14 protein-coding genes are annotated in these 16079 nt (G+C 57.2%); 6 read left to right on the forward strand and 8 right to left on the reverse strand.

Features of this window, described 5'->3' with window-relative positions; genetic code table 11:
* Positions 1-173: 173 nt before the first annotated feature.
* The gene (gene pheT / locus NW842_RS04060) at positions 174-2651 is read right to left on the reverse strand and encodes a phenylalanine--tRNA ligase subunit beta (protein WP_414417528.1); all 2478 of its coding nucleotides are present in this window, start codon (positions 2649-2651) and stop codon (positions 174-176) included.
* A 191-nt stretch (positions 2652-2842) separates the two neighbouring features.
* Here pheT and NW842_RS04065 point away from each other — a divergent pair, with 191 nt between their 5' ends.
* The 3 genes from NW842_RS04065 to NW842_RS04075 all read left to right on the forward strand — a co-directional run bounded on the left by NW842_RS04065 (position 2843) and on the right by NW842_RS04075 (position 5418).
* Positions 2843-3379, forward strand: coding sequence for a thioredoxin domain-containing protein (locus tag NW842_RS04065; RefSeq protein ID WP_414417521.1), 537 nt, complete (start codon positions 2843-2845; stop codon positions 3377-3379).
* Positions 3380-3484: 105 nt separating this feature from the next.
* On the forward strand, positions 3485-4411 hold the full coding sequence (locus tag NW842_RS04070; protein WP_011434450.1) for a fatty acid desaturase family protein: 927 nt from the start codon (positions 3485-3487) through the stop codon (positions 4409-4411).
* On the forward strand, positions 4408-5418 hold the full coding sequence (locus NW842_RS04075; RefSeq protein ID WP_414417522.1) for an alpha/beta fold hydrolase: 1011 nt from the start codon (positions 4408-4410) through the stop codon (positions 5416-5418). The genes NW842_RS04070 and NW842_RS04075 overlap by 4 nt, the downstream gene beginning before the upstream one ends.
* Before the next feature lie 17 nt (positions 5419-5435).
* On the opposite strand, the gene aroQ is transcribed toward NW842_RS04075, so the two are convergent.
* The 4 genes from aroQ to NW842_RS04095 all read right to left on the reverse strand — a co-directional run bounded on the left by aroQ (position 5436) and on the right by NW842_RS04095 (position 9397).
* Positions 5436-5933 carry a type II 3-dehydroquinate dehydratase gene (gene aroQ, locus NW842_RS04080; protein WP_049749607.1) on the reverse strand — a complete coding sequence of 166 codons (498 nt, stop codon included), beginning with the start codon at positions 5931-5933 and terminating at the stop codon, positions 5436-5438.
* Positions 5911-6042 (reverse strand): hypothetical protein, encoded by a 132-nt coding sequence (locus tag NW842_RS04085; RefSeq protein WP_011434447.1) that lies wholly within the window; start codon positions 6040-6042, stop codon positions 5911-5913. Before NW842_RS04085 ends, aroQ begins: the two co-directional genes overlap by 23 nt.
* A 168-nt stretch (positions 6043-6210) precedes the next feature.
* Positions 6211-8160, reverse strand: a complete 1950-nt coding sequence (locus NW842_RS04090; RefSeq protein WP_414417523.1) for an acetate--CoA ligase family protein — start codon at positions 8158-8160, stop codon at positions 6211-6213.
* A gap of 370 nt (positions 8161-8530) precedes the next feature.
* On the reverse strand, positions 8531-9397 hold the full coding sequence (locus NW842_RS04095; protein ID WP_414417524.1) for a glycosyltransferase: 867 nt from the start codon (positions 9395-9397) through the stop codon (positions 8531-8533).
* A 1237-nt stretch (positions 9398-10634) separates the two neighbouring features.
* Between NW842_RS04095 and NW842_RS04100 the strand changes: the two genes are divergently transcribed.
* Positions 10635-11879, forward strand: coding sequence for an Era-like GTP-binding protein (locus NW842_RS04100; RefSeq protein WP_414417525.1), 1245 nt, complete (start codon positions 10635-10637; stop codon positions 11877-11879).
* Here NW842_RS04100 and lipA read toward each other — a convergent pair.
* The 3 genes from lipA to NW842_RS04115 all read right to left on the reverse strand — a co-directional run bounded on the left by lipA (position 11876) and on the right by NW842_RS04115 (position 14495).
* On the reverse strand, positions 11876-12730 hold the full coding sequence (gene lipA, locus NW842_RS04105; protein ID WP_414417526.1) for a lipoyl synthase: 855 nt from the start codon (positions 12728-12730) through the stop codon (positions 11876-11878). The two genes, NW842_RS04100 and lipA, sit on opposite strands and share 4 nt — an antisense overlap.
* 207 nt (positions 12731-12937) lie before the next feature.
* Positions 12938-13435, reverse strand: a complete 498-nt coding sequence (locus NW842_RS04110) for a DUF4079 domain-containing protein (protein ID WP_414355504.1) — start codon at positions 13433-13435, stop codon at positions 12938-12940.
* A 46-nt stretch (positions 13436-13481) separates the two neighbouring features.
* Positions 13482-14495 carry a phosphotransferase enzyme family protein gene (locus tag NW842_RS04115; protein WP_414375339.1) on the reverse strand — a complete coding sequence of 338 codons (1014 nt, stop codon included), beginning with the start codon at positions 14493-14495 and terminating at the stop codon, positions 13482-13484.
* Between the two features lie 360 nt (positions 14496-14855).
* Here NW842_RS04115 and remA point away from each other — a divergent pair, with 360 nt between their 5' ends.
* Together remA and gmk are read left to right on the forward strand one after the other, a co-directional pair.
* A complete protein-coding gene (gene remA, locus NW842_RS04120; RefSeq protein WP_414375340.1) occupies positions 14856-15125 on the forward strand; it encodes an extracellular matrix/biofilm regulator RemA in 270 nt (89 codons plus the stop codon).
* Positions 15126-15224: 99 nt separating this feature from the next.
* Positions 15225-15872, forward strand: coding sequence for a guanylate kinase (gmk, locus tag NW842_RS04125; protein WP_414375341.1), 648 nt, complete (start codon positions 15225-15227; stop codon positions 15870-15872).
* Positions 15873-16079 lie beyond the last annotated feature (207 nt).

Here is a 16079-nt window from a genome sequence, read left to right on the forward strand (position 1 = left end):
GCGCCAGCGGGGATCCTCATTTCTCGACGGCAACGTTGGATCAGATCTCCCGACACCCCCACCAACCGTCCTAGCCATTCGTCCGGCACAGAAGCAAGCAACGCCGGGCCAAACTGCTGATGAAGATGCTGCCAGAGAAGGGCAGCCCGCCGCGGCTGGGGTAAAGTGGTCGGCTAGCTGCGCAAGGTAACCGGAAATTGTGTTGTCAACTGCGCCCTCACCTGGTTTTGCAGAGCTTCTACCTCCGCATCCGTGAGGGTGCGATCGGGAGCGCGGTACACTAGGCGGAAGGCAAGGCTGCGCTGCCCTGCAGGTACTCCTTGGCCCCGGTACTCGTCGAAAAGCTGCACCGATTGGAGAAGTTCTCCGCCCGCTCGACGGATAACCTTCTCGATCTCACCAACGGCAAGGTCGAGTGGCGCAAAGAAGGCGATATCCCGATCGGCAGCAGGAAAGGGTGAAAAGGGGACAAATTGCACAATGCCCCGTCTCTCCAGGCTTTCCAGCAAGGGATCCAACTGCAGCTCAAACCCATAGACCTGATCTGGCAGCCCCTTTTCCTGACAGAGGCGGGGGTGCAGTTGCCCGAACAAACCGATGCGGGATCCCTCGAGCCACAGGCCGGCCTGGCGACCGGGGTGCAGCAGCGGCGATTGCTCTTCAGGGGGATCCAGACGAAACTCCGGGCCAAATCCCAGCCGCTCCAGGGCAGAGACCAGCAGTCCCTTGGCCTCGAACCAGTCCATGGGTCGGTTGCGGTGCTGCCAATCGTGGGGATTGGGATCCCCGCCCAAGATACCGCCGATATGCTCAGCTTCCCGGTAAGGGTGGGGGTTGGGGGGAAGGGCATGGGCAAAAACACGACCGATTTCAAAGGCTTGGAGCGGGCCGTTGCCTTGATCCCAGTTGAAGCGGAAGGCCTCCACCAGGCCGGGAAGTAGCGCATTGCGCACGGCTGAATATTCAGGCGAAAGTGGATTGGCAATCCTCACCAAAGATCCATCCTCCTCCGCCGGGCAGAGGGAGATGTGATATACCTCTGTCAGGCCAATGCCCCGCAGCACTTCTCGGATCTGGCGGGTGAATGTTTCCCGCGCCGAAAGGGATCCCACCTGCGGCTCGGTGGGCAGGGTTTCCGAGAAGCGGTCATAGCCGTAGAGACGGGCAAACTCCTCGATGAGGTCGATCTCCCGCTCAATGTCCCGCAGGCGATAGGGGGGAACGGCGACCTGCCAGACGCAGCGGGCCACAGTTGCCGTTTCTGTAGCGGGGGAGAGAGCATCCTGGGAACTGGCCTCTTCGCAACGGGAGAGCTGAAAGCCCAAGGCAGACAGGATCTCTTCCACATCCGCCGCCTGCACCTCGTCCCCCAACACATCGATCAGCCGCGACAGCCGCAATTTCAGGGTGCGTTCCAGGGGGGGCCGCTGGTCAAAGGTGGTGAGGCCGGCCACTGCTCCCCCTGCCAGTTCCAGGATCAACTGCACCGCCCGATCCCGGGCCTGATCGAGGGTGGCAAAGTTAACCCCTCGCTCATAGCGGGTGGAAGCCTCGGTGCGCAGACCTTGAGACCGGGCCGAGCGCCGCGTCACCGCTGGATCGAATAGGGCTGCTTCCAAGAAAATGCGAGTGGTGGTCGAGCCGACCTCGGTTTCTTCCCCTCCCATGACCCCGGCCAGAGCTACCGGTTGGCTGCCGGCCACAATGAGATGACTGTCGGCTTGCAAGGTGCGGGTTTGGCCGTCCAAGGTCTTTAAGGTTTCTCCCGGCTGGGCCAAGCGCACCTCGATGGTGGGTTTTTTCTTGCCCATGACCTGGAGCAGGCGATCCCAGTCGAAGGCGTGCAAAGGCTGGCCCCATTCCAGCAGGATCAGATTGGTAATATCCACTACATTGTTGATGGATCGCATGCCGGCAGCGGCCAGTCGGTGTTTTAGCCAGTCGGGGGAAGGGCCGACTTTCACCCCTTCGATCAACACGCCACTGTAGGCGGGGCAGGCTTTGGCGTCGGCAATGCGCAACTGAAAGTTGGGGATGGGCTTGGCCTGAAGAGGCTGGACGGGGGGCAGGCGCAGCGGGTTGCGGGTGAGGGCAGCCACTTCGCGGGCGATCCCCACCATGCTCAGGGCATCGGCCCGGTTGGCGGTGGAAGTGAGATCCAGCACCACATCGTCCAAGCCTAGAAGGGGGCGCACATCAGAGCCAAGCGGATGAACCTCCAGATCCAAGTCGGGCGGGAATTCGTGGATCCCTTCGGAAGATTTCTCCAGCCCCAGCTCTGCCAGAGAGCAGATCATGCCCTCCGAGATCACCCCCCGCTTGTCGGCTTTGGCAATGGTGAGGGAGAGGGCGGGCAAATGGGTGCCGGGCGTGGCCACTGCTACCAGGATCCCGGCGCGGGCGTTGGCAGCTCCACAGACAATGGTGGCAGGCCGATCGGATCCCAAGTCCACCTGGCAAACCTGCAGCTTGTCGGCGTTGGGGTGAGGCTCGGCAGCCAGGATCCTGCCCAAAACCACCCCATCTGCCCAGGTGCGGCGGTCTTCGATCTCTTCCACTTCAAACCCCGCCAGGGTGAGGGCCTCCCCCAGTTCTTCGGGTGAAAGTTGGAAATCCACCAGTTCTCGCAGCCACTTCAAGGAGATGCGCATCGCTGAGCCATCGGTGCAAACGCCGCACCCATTATCGCTCACCTGGCCCTCTTCTCCAGCCGGGATCCCGGCCCAAGATCGTGGGATGGCATAGACCCGGTTCTGGCCGGAACCGGTGGGACAGGGTGGGATGCTAAAACAGTGAAGGCGAGGGCTGAGGTCAGATCCAGCGCCTAGCAAGGTGAGGAAGGATGAAGAAAGACTGGGCAAAACGGTTGCGCAACGGGTTGATTGCCGCAGTAGCTGTGCTCTTGGCAGCAGGACTGTTTTTGGCTAACCAAGGGCGTCAGGCGGGCAGCAACCTAGAGGCTCTAGCCCAAGAAGCCATACCTTGGGAGCAAGCTCAGGCCAATGGCAAGCCTTCTTTGGTGGAGTTCTACGCCGATTGGTGCACCACCTGCCGAGCGATGGCGCCCCTCCTGGCCAGCCTGAAACAGGAATTTGCCGATCAAGTCAACTTTGTCATGCTCAATGTGGATAATCCCAAGTGGCTGCCGGAGCTGAGCCGCTACCGGGTGAACGGCATCCCTCATTTTCTGTTTTTGGATCGGCAGGGAGAAGTGCTGGGATCGGCGATTGGCGAACAGCCGCCGTCGATTCTGCGAGCCAATGTGTTGGCTCTGGCAACTGGACAGCCCCTGCAGTTGACCAATGCCGGGCCAGTGTCTGCGCTGGAGCGGAGCGGGCCTATCCTCCCCAATCAGCCGGATCCCCGCAGTCATGGTTAGGAGTTTGGTCCAGGGTTTTGTTGTCTTGGACACAGGCGGAAAGGTCTGGCCTCGGTTTGATATTGGATAACTTCTATCCATTCTCGTAGCTCACAAGAACAGGCCATGGCTGTCGAGACAACACCGATTTTGCCGGATCCGCAACGGTTGATCCCGAGCGAGCGCCTCAGACAACTGAATGTCCGCTCCAATTCAGCCGGGCTCCGGCAGCTTTTGGGACATTTGGCGGTGATGGCGGTGAGTGGCAGCCTGTGGGTGACCCAGAAAGGTGTCAATGGCTGGATTGCCCTGCCGGCGCTGGTGGTTTACGGGGCCAGTTTGGCGACGATGTTTGCTGCTTTGCACGAATGTGTACACCGCACCGCTTTTGCCAGCCCAAAACTGAATGACGGGGTAGCCTGGGTGGCGGGCTTGCTCTCGTTTTACAACAGCACTTTTTATCGCCGATACCACAAATGGCACCACCGCTATACCCAGATTCCGGGCAAGGATCCGGAGCTGGAGGATCCCAAACCCCAGAGCTGGCCGGAGTATTTGCTCGAGCTGAGCGGCTTGACTTGGTGGATCGGCAAGGTGAAGACCTACATCCGCATAGCCAGCGGCCAGTTGCAAGGCTATCCCTACATTCCTGAATCGGCCCGCCAAGAGGTCATTCGTTCGGTGCGGTTGCAGCTAGGGATCTACGGCCTTGGGAGCTTGCTCTCCCTTCTGCTGGGGGATCCCTGGATAGTGTGGCTGTGGCTGTTGCCTTTGGCGGTAGGGCAGCCGATCTTGCGCTTCATTTTGCTGGCAGAGCACACAGGCTGTAGCCAAACCGAGGATCCCTTCTCCAATACCCGTACCACCCTTACCCTTTGGCCAATCCGCTTTTTGATGTGGAATATGCCTTACCATGCTGAGCATCACCTTTACCCCTCCATTCCATTTCATGCTTTGGCCGATGCCCATCAATACCTCAAGCCCCATCTGGCTCATCTAGGGCAGGGGTATGTGCGGGTTCATCGTCAGGTGATTGAACAATTTCAGGCATGACTCACTACACCTGGAGCCTGAACGATTTTCAGCTACAGTGCGGGATCCAACTGCCCCAAATCACGCTCGCCTACGCCACCTACGGGACTCTTTCCCCCCAAAAAGACAACCTGATCCTCTACCCCACCTCCTATGGGGCTCAGCATCCCGACCTGGAGTGGCTGATTCGTCCCGACGGCATCCTCAACCCGCAGCGGTGGTTTATCCTCATTCCCAATATGCTGGGCAATGGCCTTTCCACTTCCCCCAGCAACGATCCAGCCTGTGGCTTGCGGGAAGATGGCTTCTGGTTTAGCCACTGGGACAATGTGCGCCTGCAGGAGAGCCTGATTCGCCAACACTTTGGGATCGAACGCATCCGCCTGATCTACGGCTGGTCGATGGGGGCTCAGCAAGCCTATCACTGGGGATCCCTGTTTCCTGAGCGGGTGGAACGGATCGTAGCCCTCTGTGGCACCGCCAAGACCACAGTTCACAATCGGGTTTTTCTGGAGAGTTTGCGCTCAGCCCTAACTGCCGATCCCGCCTGGAACGGTCGTCGATTTACGGGTGTCCCAGAGCGGGGTCTGCGAGCTTTTGCCCACATCTACGCCAGTTGGGCTGTTTCCCAACCTTTTTTCAACCAAAAATGCTATGAATCCTTGGGGTATGCCTCTCTCGAAGATTATCTAGAGCGAGGCTGGGAGGCCAATTACCGCCGCCGGGATCCGCAGAATTTGCTATCGATGATCGAAACTTGGATCCGCTGCGATATCAGCGACAACCCCATTCACCGGGGAGATTATCGGGCTGCTTTGAGGGCAATTCAGGCCCAAACATTGGTGATGCCCGCCCAGACGGATTTGTATTTCACCCCAGAAGATTGTCGGGCTGAGGCAGAATGGATCCCGAACGCGGTTTACAAGATCATCCCCTCCATTTGGGGGCACCGGGCCGGTAATCCTCATCAAAACCCCGAGGATGAAGCTTTTATTCGCACAGCCGTGCAGGAGTTCCTGGAGAGCTGAGGGCACCTACACAGATCCTACACAGATTGCAGGCGCAGGTGTTGCACCAGAGCCTGTAGCCCCAACAGGTAGCTTTGCGCCCCAAAACCACTGATTTGCCCAACCGCTACGGCGGCGATGTAAGAGTGCTGGCGGAAGGGCTCGCGGCGATGGATGTTGCTTAGGTGGACTTCCACAGTGGGCAATCCTACGGCTGCAATGGCATCTCGGAGAGCAATGCTGGTGTGGGTATAGGCGCCGGGGTTGATCAGAATGCCGACATGCTGCTGGCGGGCACGGTGAATGGCATCGATGAGCACCCCCTCATGGTTGGACTGGAGAATCTCCAGCTTCGCCCCTAGCATTTCTGCCTGCCGATGCAGAGCCTGATCGATCTGCTCTAGGGATACTGAGCCGTAGATGCCCACCTCTCGCACCCCCAGCAGGTTGAGGTTGGGGCCATGCAGTACCAAGAGGCTGAGAGGCTCGCCGCCGGGGGCAATGGCAGTCGGATTAACGACGACGATGGGATCCATCTTCTACCGGAATGGGAGCAGGTTGAGGCTGGGGGTTCCCCAGCAGGGTGTCGATCACACGTTCCACCCATTCCCGGATCTTTTCCAGCACCTTTTCTACCCAATCCATCCGATCTGCCTCGCGAGGTTTTACGAAGGGAGTTTATTCGACGGACTTCTATGATAGCGCTTCTTTCCGAGGGGTGTAGAGCTGACTGGCTGGCCGGCCTTTTTCCCCAGCAGGGATCCCTTGTTTTGCCTACCCTTTTACAAGAATCTGAAGAAAATCCAAAACCCCTCAGCCAGACCAGTTCTTCAGCATCTGGCTAATGGTTCTGCAGATGATCCGCAGGGTCATGGAGCGCAGCAGGATCCCCATCTGAAGGTCTGTCCCCGGCAATTCAAATCGCTCCGCCTGGCCCGCCACCGTCAAAGTTAGGGTGGATCCCCGCTGCAGGAAGAGGGCGCCGCCGGGGTTGAGATCCCGTTTCAGGGTTTGCAGCTCTTGATCGGAGGGATCCCGCAGCACCACCAGATCGCTGCCTTCGTAGGCCAAGCCCTCCCGCTCCAGGGTCTCTTCGTCGGCTTCCGCCAAAAGCAGATCCAGTTGGGGATGGCGCAGCAGGGTTTTCACCTGGCGAAAGAGGCTGCCCTGCAGGGGTCTAGAGCTGTGGTTTAGCAGCACGCCCTCCCGACAGACGGATCCCACACATGCGTTGGGGCGGTGGGACAAAATATGCTCCACCAAGGTGTGCGCCTCCGCCAAGGTGAGGCGGTTAAAGGTCAAAATCGGGATGCGGGCCGTCTTGGGAAACAGATGGTCGAGGATTGCCCCCGGCACATCCACTCCCGCGCCAATGGCAGGTTTTTGGTGCATGAGCACACCTGGCGCAGCATTGATCTCGATGATCCCCAGGGATACCTCCTTCCAGGAGCGCTCCAGGCTGGGGGCAATGACATCGATGCCCAAGCACACCAGCGAGAACTGCTGGGCAATGGTTTGGGCCAAAACCACGTTGTCGGGATGGACGGTGGCCGTGACATCGCGGCTCACTCCTCCCGCCGAGAGATTGGATACCTTGCGCAGATAGACCGTCCGCCCCGGTTCCAGCACACTGTCCACTGTCAAGCCCTGCTCCGCCAGAAAGCGCTCCATTGTCTCATCCCATTGGATCGGCCCTAGGGGAGAAGTGGGGGTATCCCAACGGGCGGGATCCCGGTTGGCCTGCTCGATGAGCTGCCCGATGGTGCTTCGGCCATCTCCCGTCACCGAGGCGGGGCGTCGTTCCGTGGCCGCCACAAAGCGGCCTCCCACACACAACAGGCGAAAATCAGTGCCCTGCAGATGCTTTTCCAGGATCAGCCGGATGGGCTCCTCAGGGGAAAGGGCTGCCACGGCTACCTCGTAGGCAAAGGCCAGCTCTTCTGGGGTTTGAATGCCAGCCGTCACCCCCATCCCCTTATGGCCGGCCACCGGCTTGAGCACCACCGGATAGCCGATTTCCTGCGCCAACTGCAAAGCTTCTGCCAAAGAGGCGACCACCTCTCCCTGGGGCACGGGGAACCCTTGCGCCGCCAGAAAGGCTTTGCAATCGTCTTTGCGGGTGGTGAAGTCAGAGTCGAGATGGCTGTCGCAGTGAAAGGTGGTGGCCACCCCTCGCACCTGGTTGCGCCCATAGCCATACTGCATCACCCCCTCATCCCACAGGTAGTAGGTCGGGATCCCGCGTTCGTGAGCAGCCCGCAAGAGGGCATAGACCGTCGGCCCGCCGTACACCGAGTCGCGAAACAATTGCTGCAGGCGGCGCATCTCCCCTTCAAAATCGAAGGGCTGTCCTTGGGTGATGGCTTCCAGCCAATCCCAAGCAAAATAGACCGCAGCACGAGTGGTACGGCCATGTAAGGTCTGCACCGCGATGCGCACATACTCTGAAAACGGATGACAGCTCCACCGCTGCAAGTGGAGATCCATCTGCAACCGGTTCACCTCCGCCACCAGCCGGGCAAACAAGTGGGCGTAGGAAGGATAGGATCCCTCCTGCAACTGGGGGAAATGGAAGCAGACCTTGGACAGGTAGACATCAATGGGCAGCGGCTGTGGGCACTGGGTAAGGGCAAAGTCGAAGGTGAAAGCGGCTGTATTGAGATAGGGGTTAGGGCCGAGATAATGCTTCAGGTTGAAAATGTCGAAAACATCCGACTCGCGCGCGTTGATGCGGGGCACGCCCGCCGCCTCCTGCAAAACCATAACCGGCCTCAAGATGAAGAGAAACAGCAGCCTCAGCTTGGGGAAAACCTAACTCCCCCGGCTTGGGCCGCTTCCATTATTCCCGATCCGACCCCCATCCCCGGCAGCACAAGGGATCCCGGGCAGCTTTTTGCCTGTTAAAGCCCCTTTGGAGAGTTAAGTACAAGAGTTCCAGTCGAGCAGGATAGAAGGCAGGCCTGGGTCTGGATACCCCGGTAAGCTGCTGCTCCCCCGATTCCTGCTTGTGGATTTCTTGTAGGCTAAATCCTATCGTGAAGTATCTGACGGATTAGAGTTCCCATTCTTCTATTAACAGCCGACTAAGTAAATAAGTCCTTTGTGTTGGAGAAAGCAATTTGATTTTCACTTCCTAAAATAAAGACAAATCTAGAGGAAAAACAAAACCGAATTTTGTCAATTGGTCGTCTGTCTTTACAATAAGAAGATCCCACTTTTCTTTGACATAAGAGTTTATATTGGCTACGTGGAGACGAGACAGGATTTTTCCATCGCTTGGGAGATCAGATAGGGGGAAACCAGGCTCAACATAGAGATCTAACCTCTGCAGGTCTAGCAAATCGGCCACAATCACTGGAGGACAGTTCCGGCCAACGAGCACCTTTGGCTGCTCCTGCAGTCGATGTAGCTCCTGAGCAGACTCGTAAATAGCCAGACGTGTGTTTATCAAATCCCTAGAGGAGGTGCTGATAAGAAAGCGGGGATCAGATTTTGCTGCGTAAAAATCGGGCAGCTCTCCATTAAATATCCAATTCATTAGATCGGCCATTCGATACTTTGGATGCCAGTCGGTAAAAAACTTCTCATAAGCTCTTTTGGCAATCTCTATTGCTGATTCAGGGTTCTCTAAGTAAAACTTAATCTTTTCTACTAGCTCCGAATAAGAGTTGTAGGTATCGCAATATAGTCCGGGAACTAAGTACTCATCAAAACCAGATGCAAATGAAAGGCGATCTGTCAATAGAAAGCCCCCTGCAGAGATAATTTCAAGGTTCCTCAAGTTAATGTCGCCATTTAGGCTACAGTTAAAAGAGATCAAGGAGTGGGCAAATAAATGAGCTCCCTCTTCTCTAGTTCCTGACTTAGCAATCAAAGGCAAACCCGCTTCTCTCAGAGCATTGATCAGGAAAGAGCGCCTTGGGTGAAAGCCACCGATTTGGCCAAGGAAAGCAATTCTGTTTTCTCTTGTCTCTACCCACTCATGAGTGACCACGTACATATTCATCAAAGGCAGCCACGCCGCATTTTGGATCCCTGCTGAAACAAACCAGTGTAGATGCTGCCGATTGTAAGTAGTGACTACATAGTCAAAGTTCTCTTGGCTGCAGTAATTTAAGAGATAGTTAATAGGTGCTATTCCGTGACCACATAGAGGAGATACCCAATGGGTATCTCCAGATAACAAAACTGTTGGACAGCCGAACTTTTTGGTGTTGAAAGGTTTACATGAGTCGAAAATAGAAGAGTTAACTACTACTAAATCAAACTCTTTATCTTCAATCTAATTAAACTCTTTATCTTCAATCTAATTCGAACGATGCACAAACTCGTAAAGATCGTAGTCTCCCAAGGGGCACTCAACCAGCCCCTGAGGAATGCTGTAAAAGTTAAGGCCACACCCCTTCGCTGCCCATCCCGGACACAGGGTTACCTGCTTATTGGAAAAAACCGGGAATGTGAGGTAGTCCACTGTATTTTGCCATACTAAGAGAACTCGCGGCTGTAGAGCCTCAGCTTTAGAATTTTCCATGGCTTGCTCGTGTACTTAGCATGAATAGCGCTTACCTCAAAACTTCTTGGCACAGGGCGAATTGTAGCATGTAGAGATGTTGAGAGCAAGATTAAGCTCCTGCAAGGAAGACAGAATGTAGCATCCTATTCCTTTCCCCGCCAGAGTTACAGTTATTCCGCCTCTCCTGCAGCGGGCAGAGAAAGCTTCGTTGGCTTTCCCCTGGTGCTCGGTGCTACTTTTGGTCTCCGATCTGCCACGCGAATGCGACTGCCCTCAGCCCCTCTCCCGCAACTAGGGAGGGGAGACTGGGTTCGCCAGCTGCAATTCGGAATAGAAATCTCCCAAGCTGCTCGGTCAACCCCAAACGCTATTCAAGACGCCTTTCGACGCCATTTGTGGTGGGTGCGCATCCCAAAAACCACTCAGGCAAGCCAATTGAACTAACGAAGAGTACTTAGAAGCACAACATCCATAACCAGCAGCGCCCCAGCAAAGGCCAGCAGGCTGCGTACGATCTGGCGCTCTTGCTTAGAACGATGGGATCCACCCACACGAAGCCATTTCAGAGATTGGGGAAGGCGGTACAGCATAGGAGATTCGGCGGAACCCTAGGGTGATCATGCCCTATTTTGTGGGGTTTGGATTCCCCACGCTGGGGGGGAGAAACGGCTAGCCCTGAGGGGCAATTCCCTCTAGAGTGAGGGTTAGTCCATTGCCCCTGTCTATGACCACTCCCTTGACCCAAGCCGAAACCGTTTTGCAAAGGTGCTGGGATCATTGGCAATCTCTGGCCAGCCGTCGGGATTTACAACCGGAGTTCAGGGCTCTATCCACTTTGCGCAAGCGCCTCACCGCGCGGCTGTTTTCCATTGCGGTGTTTGGGCTGGTCAACCGTGGCAAGTCGGCCGTCCTGAACGCCCTAACCGGCGAGGAGCGGTTGAAGGTAGGCCCCCTCAATGGGGTCACTCAGCAGCCCCAATCCCTGCTGTGGCAGCCGGAGCCAGGGATCCCTTGGCGGGTGAGGCTGGTGGATACTCCGGGTTTGAACGAAGTGGAAGGAGAAGCCCGCGAACAGTTGGCCTGGGATGTGGCCCGCTCGGCGGATTTGATCGTGTTTGTCATCGCCACCGACCTGACCCAGTTGGAATACCAAGCTCTCTCGGAGCTGCGCACTCTATACAAGCCCATCCTGCTGGTGTTGAACAAATGCGATCTCTACTCCGAAGCGGAGTTGCAGGCCATTTGTGCCCAGATCAGCCGCCACCTAGGCTGGGTATCGCCGCAGGAGATTTTGACCGTGGCCGCTTGCCCAAAACCTCTGAAAGTCCGCACCCACTGGCCGGATGGCCGCATTACTTTGGAATGGGAACGGCCTGCACCCCAAATTGAAGCCCTGCGGGGGCGAATTCTGCAGATTTTGCAAACCGAGGCGGGATCCCTTCTGGCTTTGAATGTGTTGAAGCGGCTGGATCGGGTTCAGGCCCAGATTTTGGAAAAACAGTGGCAGCACCATGCCCCCTTTGTGGAGCAATGGGGCAGGATTTTCGCCCTTGGCAAGGGGATTGTGGTGGGCTTGGCTCCGCTGGGGTTGGATTTGCTGTTGGCCCCACTGCTGGATGGCCTTTGGCTGTTGGGCTTGGGAGTGCGGCTTCACCTACCCCGGACGGCCTTGTGGAGGGGGCTGGTCTCCTTTCGCGAGGGGCTGTGGCGACCGCTGCTGCTCAATGGGGCTTTGCTGCTGCTAGCAGAAGGAGTAAGTTCCTGGCTGTGGGGAGGCTGGGGCAACGGCCTCTTGCCGGGTCTGGTGGCGGGGATCAGCTTGTACCGCCTGGGATCCCTGGCGCCGCAGGTGCTCAGCCAGTTTGCAGCCCGAGCGTTCGGCCTGGAAGCGGGCCTTCGTGCCTTGATTGGACGGGAAAGGTTGGCTACGACAGACTGCACAGCCTCTCTGCCAAGCTCCCTGGCCTAGTTCTCAACCATTTCGGCAGCGTGGTAGGAGCTGCGCACCAATGGCCCTGAGCGCACCTGGCGAAACCCCATCTGGCGGGCTATCTGGCCCAGCTCGGCAAACTCTTCCGGAGTCCAGTAGCGTTCCACAGGGCGATGGGCCAAGGAAGGTTGTAGGTATTGCCCCAGAGTCAGACGATCGCATCCCACCGCCAGCAGATCCCGGAAAGTTTCCAGCACTTCTGCGCGGGTCTCCCCATGCCCCAGCATCAGCCCAGACTTGGTGGGTAATCCAGGATTCAGCTCCTTGACCGTTCGCAAAACCCGCAAGGACAAGTCGTAGCCGGAGCTGCGCCGTACTGCCTGGGAGAGGCGTCGCACCGTTTCGATGTTGTGGTTGTAGCAAACAGGCTGGGCAGCCACCACACGGGCAATGCACTCGCGATCCCCGCGAAAGTCGGGGGTGAGCACCTCGATCTGGGTGCCGGGGCAGCGCCGCCGAATTGCCTCGATGACCTCCACAAAGCGACCGGATCCCTGGTCGGGCAGATCGTCGCGGGCCACCGAGGTGAGTACCACATAGCTGAGCCCCAGCAGCTCAACCGCCTCGGCCACTTTCTCCGGTTCTGCGGGATCCAATGGTGCGGGCCGTCCACTGGCCACCTGGCAAAAAGAGCAGGCGCGGGTGCAGATCCCTCCCATCAACAGAAATGTAGCGGTTTTTTGGCTGTAGCACTCGGCTCGGTTTGGGCAGCGCCCCTCTTCGCAAATGGTGTGCAGGCCCCGCTGCTTGATCACCTGCTGCACCGCTGAAGTCTCGCTGGCTTTGCCGATGGAACGCTTGACCCAATTGGGAAGAGGGCTAACCGACATGGGAAGAACCATTGCGTTGAAGCTGGGTAGCAGCAGCAAGATAGCGCCCTTCTACAGTCGAAGGATGCAGCGCCTGCTTTGCCATTCTGACATGACGAAGCCCCGAATTTAGAAAAGGGCAGGACTGAGTCTGTGAGCTTCTCGGTTTGCACCCGCGAATCAAAGTCCTCACAGCGCTCAGCCCTGTTCAGTGGGTTTTCAGGGAGGCTAGGCCACCTGGGGAGGTGTGGTCAGCATTTGGTCGACGATGCGCTGCACAATCTGGAAGCCGGTCACCGCCTGCCAACCCAAGATCGCCAGGATCACCACGTTCAATAGAATATGCACGTTGCGCGCCCAGACTTTTTGCCCGTCTTTCATCAGCGGTGCCAGAGCCGCAGAGCTGGCCACCAAGGCCACAATGCCCAACCCGGCCAGCAAGTGAGGCCCAACAAACAGCTTGCCGTTGTTCAGGTAGGTAACCCCCATGCCGCCCAGGGCTCCGAACACCATCAACAACAAGAACAGGGATCCGGCAAGGAAATGCCGCTGACCAAACTTCCCTTTGATCAGCTCCTTGCGTTCTTCTGCCGAGGCAGTGCGCACCCGTCGCGCTTGCAGACCCAGGTAAAGGGCATACAAGGCCAGCGCAAACGCCAAAATCATCAGCACAGGATGAAAGAAGGGCAAGGCCAGCTCTAGCCAGCGGGGAAGTTGAATGCTCATAGAGACCGCGGGAAGAAAGAGGAAGATGCCCCTAAATTAACATAAGTTAATCTCTCTTTTGCCGCTCATGAGACCAAAGGGCGCGCATGGACTCCAACAGTTGAGGCACCCTCTGGGTGAGGTCTTGATATAGGCAAATTTGCTGTTGGCAGCGGGCCAGGTTATGGGCCTTGCGGCTGGGGTAGCGTTGGGGATCCCAATTCCAGTAGGCGTCTTCAAACCAATCCTGTAAAAAGCGCATCCCCAATTCCAGGGTAATCAGTTGGATCCCTTGAATGATGAGTTCTGGTTGTAGGGCGTGCAGGTTCCCGGTTTGGGCATAGCCCCGCAACCCGGCCAGGATTGCCTCGGGCTGAAGGGTATTTCCTCGTTTACCCCAGGAGCGCAGGGCATCCCCCAGTTCAACATAGAGGTTGTGATACATGAAGGTGTCCAGATCCACCAGGCCCACAAATCGCCCCTGCTCATCGAACAAAAAGTTGTTGAACTTGAGATCGGCGTGGATGATTTGAGTTGGGATCCCTGAGGGCAGCAGAAGATTGGGCACAGTTTCGATTAAAAACTGCCATTCTGCCTGCACTTCTGGCACCGGTTCGTGCTGGCGTAGCTGTTGCCAAAGGTGAGCCGTATCGTGAAAATGCGGGATCTGGAAGCGAAAACGATAGTCCATCTGGGCCAGGAGTCGATGCAGGCGTCCAACGGCTGCCCCCGCCTCTTCCAGATAGCCCCAATTGGGAGGAGTTGGGTGACAGGATCCCGGCAGACAATCCATGACCCGCCACAGCCCTTCTGCCCAGGACAAGTGCAGGGATCCATCGCGAGCGCGGCGGAATTGGGGGACGGGGAAGCCGTGTTGTCTCAACCATTGGCCGATGGCTTGACCATCTTCAGTGACAGCAGGATCAAATCGGGGGTGAAGGCGCTGGACGATGAAGGATCCCTCAGAGGTGTTGAGTTTCCAGGTTTGGTGAATGAGGCCCACTCGGATGGCTTCGGGTGGCTCTGGATCCCCCAGTTGAAAGTGTTGGACAAGGGGATCCAGCCAAGTCAGGTCAAGCATAGGCGAGGAACCATTCAAGCTTGGGGTGCTGGGTCGATCTTTACTGTTTTCCGAGCCCACTCAAACTGCCTATCACACTTACCGCCTTTGAGGCTTAAAGTTCTCTTAAAGTTCTGTTGAAGTTGCTTGGCGTTGGCGATTTTACCATCCTCGATAAACAGGGCAGGCTGTTTGGGAGGGTGCAGCTTTTTATGGGACCACAGCCTTTTTGCGGCTCACCCGAACGGGATTTGTCGCCGAAACCCACTGCCCCATTGGCCGAGAACTCAGGTGTCGTTGTGGCAAACCCGCGAAAGAGCCCCATTTGCTACCTTAATGAAGGTCGCTGGCCGGACAGCCGTTAGGTTCGCTCATCACCCCATGGATACCCGCCTAATCAACATTGGCTTTGGCAACATCGTCGCCGCTGGGCGTGTGGTCGCCATTGTCAGTCCCGAGTCAGCTCCCATCAAACGCATCATCAGCGATGCCCGCGAGAGGGGCCAGTTGGTGGATGCTACCTATGGTCGTCGTACCCGCGCTGTCATCATCACCGATTCCGGGCACGTCATCCTCTCCGCCATCCAACCCGAAACCGTTGCCAACCGCTTCCTCGCGGCCAAGCCCGGTTTGCCAGACGAAACCGAGTGAAAGCCATCGCTGTGAGCCGTTTGAGGAACCAGGAGTGAGATATCCTAAAACCAACCCAAACAAGTCAATTGCCCAGCCGTCTTGCGTCGGTCTCTGTCTATGCCAACCTCTCCTACCCCAGTTCCCTCTGAGTGTACGCAGCAGCAGGGATCCCTTCCGGCTCCCACCCCGCGCGGTCGCTTGGTGGTTTTGACAGGGCCCAGTGGAGTGGGCAAAGGTACGTTGGTCAGCCAGTTGCGCCAGCGCCACCCCGAGTTGTATTTCTCGGTTTCGGTCACCACCCGCCCCCCCCGCCCCAGCGAACAGGAAGGTGTCAACTACTACTTTCGCAGCCGGGAGGAATTTCTCAACTTGATTGAAGCCAACGAGCTGTTGGAATGGGCACAGTATGCGGGCAACTTTTACGGCACTCCCCGCGAGATCGTGTTCCAAAAACTCAATCAGGGTCAGGATGTGCTGCTGGAAATTGAGCTGGCGGGGGCCCGTCAGGTGAGGCAACAGTACCCAGATGCCATTCGCATCTTTCTCTGTCCCCCTTCTCTGGAAGAGCTGGAACGTCGCATCCGCGAGCGCGGACAAGACTCAGAGGCCAGCATCGAGCGCCGCCTGGAACAGGCCCGCAAGGAATTGGATGCCCAAGACGAATTTGACTACGTGATTGTCAACGACAACCTGGAGCAAGCGCTGCAGGAGCTGGAAGCCCTGCTCTATCCCCCCTCTCCCTCTTCAAAGGAGCAGCAGCCCTAGCTTCTCCAGCCCCTTCCCGGAACGCTGGTGTCGGTGGTGCAGTGGCTCCAGATTGGGCCTAGGGTTAACTTTCGGTTAAGAAAAAAGCTGCTGGGGAGGGTAGTTTGGCTTTACCAAAAAACTGGGTCTGAAGCCCCGCCCTAAGGCCTACGGCCCGCTGACGCGACCAGGGCGGCTTTTATCTTGCTAGACCTTTGATAAAGTAGG

The organism is Synechococcus sp. R55.4 (assembly GCF_047461935.1).
Taxonomy (GTDB): Bacteria; Cyanobacteriota; Cyanobacteriia; order Thermostichales; family Thermostichaceae; genus Thermostichus.

Excerpts from the sequence above, each read along its gene's own strand:
- NW842_RS04075 (WP_414417522.1), top strand. The coding sequence starts at position 4,408 with ATGACTCACTACACCTGGAGCCTGAACGATTTTCAGCTACAGTGCGGG.
- NW842_RS04090 (WP_414417523.1), bottom strand. The coding sequence starts at position 8,160 with ATGGTTTTGCAGGAGGCGGCGGGCGTGCCCCGCATCAACGCGCGCGAG.
- NW842_RS04065 (WP_414417521.1), top strand. The coding sequence starts at position 2,843 with ATGAAGAAAGACTGGGCAAAACGGTTGCGCAACGGGTTGATTGCCGCA.
- NW842_RS04110 (WP_414355504.1), bottom strand. The coding sequence starts at position 13,435 with ATGAGCATTCAACTTCCCCGCTGGCTAGAGCTGGCCTTGCCCTTCTTT.
- NW842_RS04085 (WP_011434447.1), bottom strand. The coding sequence starts at position 6,042 with ATGGATTGGGTAGAAAAGGTGCTGGAAAAGATCCGGGAATGGGTGGAA.
- aroQ (WP_049749607.1), bottom strand. The coding sequence starts at position 5,933 with ATGGATCCCATCGTCGTCGTTAATCCGACTGCCATTGCCCCCGGCGGC.
- NW842_RS04100 (WP_414417525.1), top strand. The coding sequence starts at position 10,635 with ATGACCACTCCCTTGACCCAAGCCGAAACCGTTTTGCAAAGGTGCTGG.
- NW842_RS04070 (WP_011434450.1), top strand. The coding sequence starts at position 3,485 with ATGGCTGTCGAGACAACACCGATTTTGCCGGATCCGCAACGGTTGATC.
- gmk (WP_414375341.1), top strand. The coding sequence starts at position 15,225 with ATGCCAACCTCTCCTACCCCAGTTCCCTCTGAGTGTACGCAGCAGCAG.
- remA (WP_414375340.1), top strand. The coding sequence starts at position 14,856 with ATGGATACCCGCCTAATCAACATTGGCTTTGGCAACATCGTCGCCGCT.
- NW842_RS04095 (WP_414417524.1), bottom strand. The coding sequence starts at position 9,397 with ATGTACGTGGTCACTCATGAGTGGGTAGAGACAAGAGAAAACAGAATT.
- pheT (WP_414417528.1), bottom strand. The coding sequence starts at position 2,651 with ATGCGCATCTCCTTGAAGTGGCTGCGAGAACTGGTGGATTTCCAACTT.
- NW842_RS04115 (WP_414375339.1), bottom strand. The coding sequence starts at position 14,495 with ATGCTTGACCTGACTTGGCTGGATCCCCTTGTCCAACACTTTCAACTG.
- lipA (WP_414417526.1), bottom strand. The coding sequence starts at position 12,730 with ATGTCGGTTAGCCCTCTTCCCAATTGGGTCAAGCGTTCCATCGGCAAA.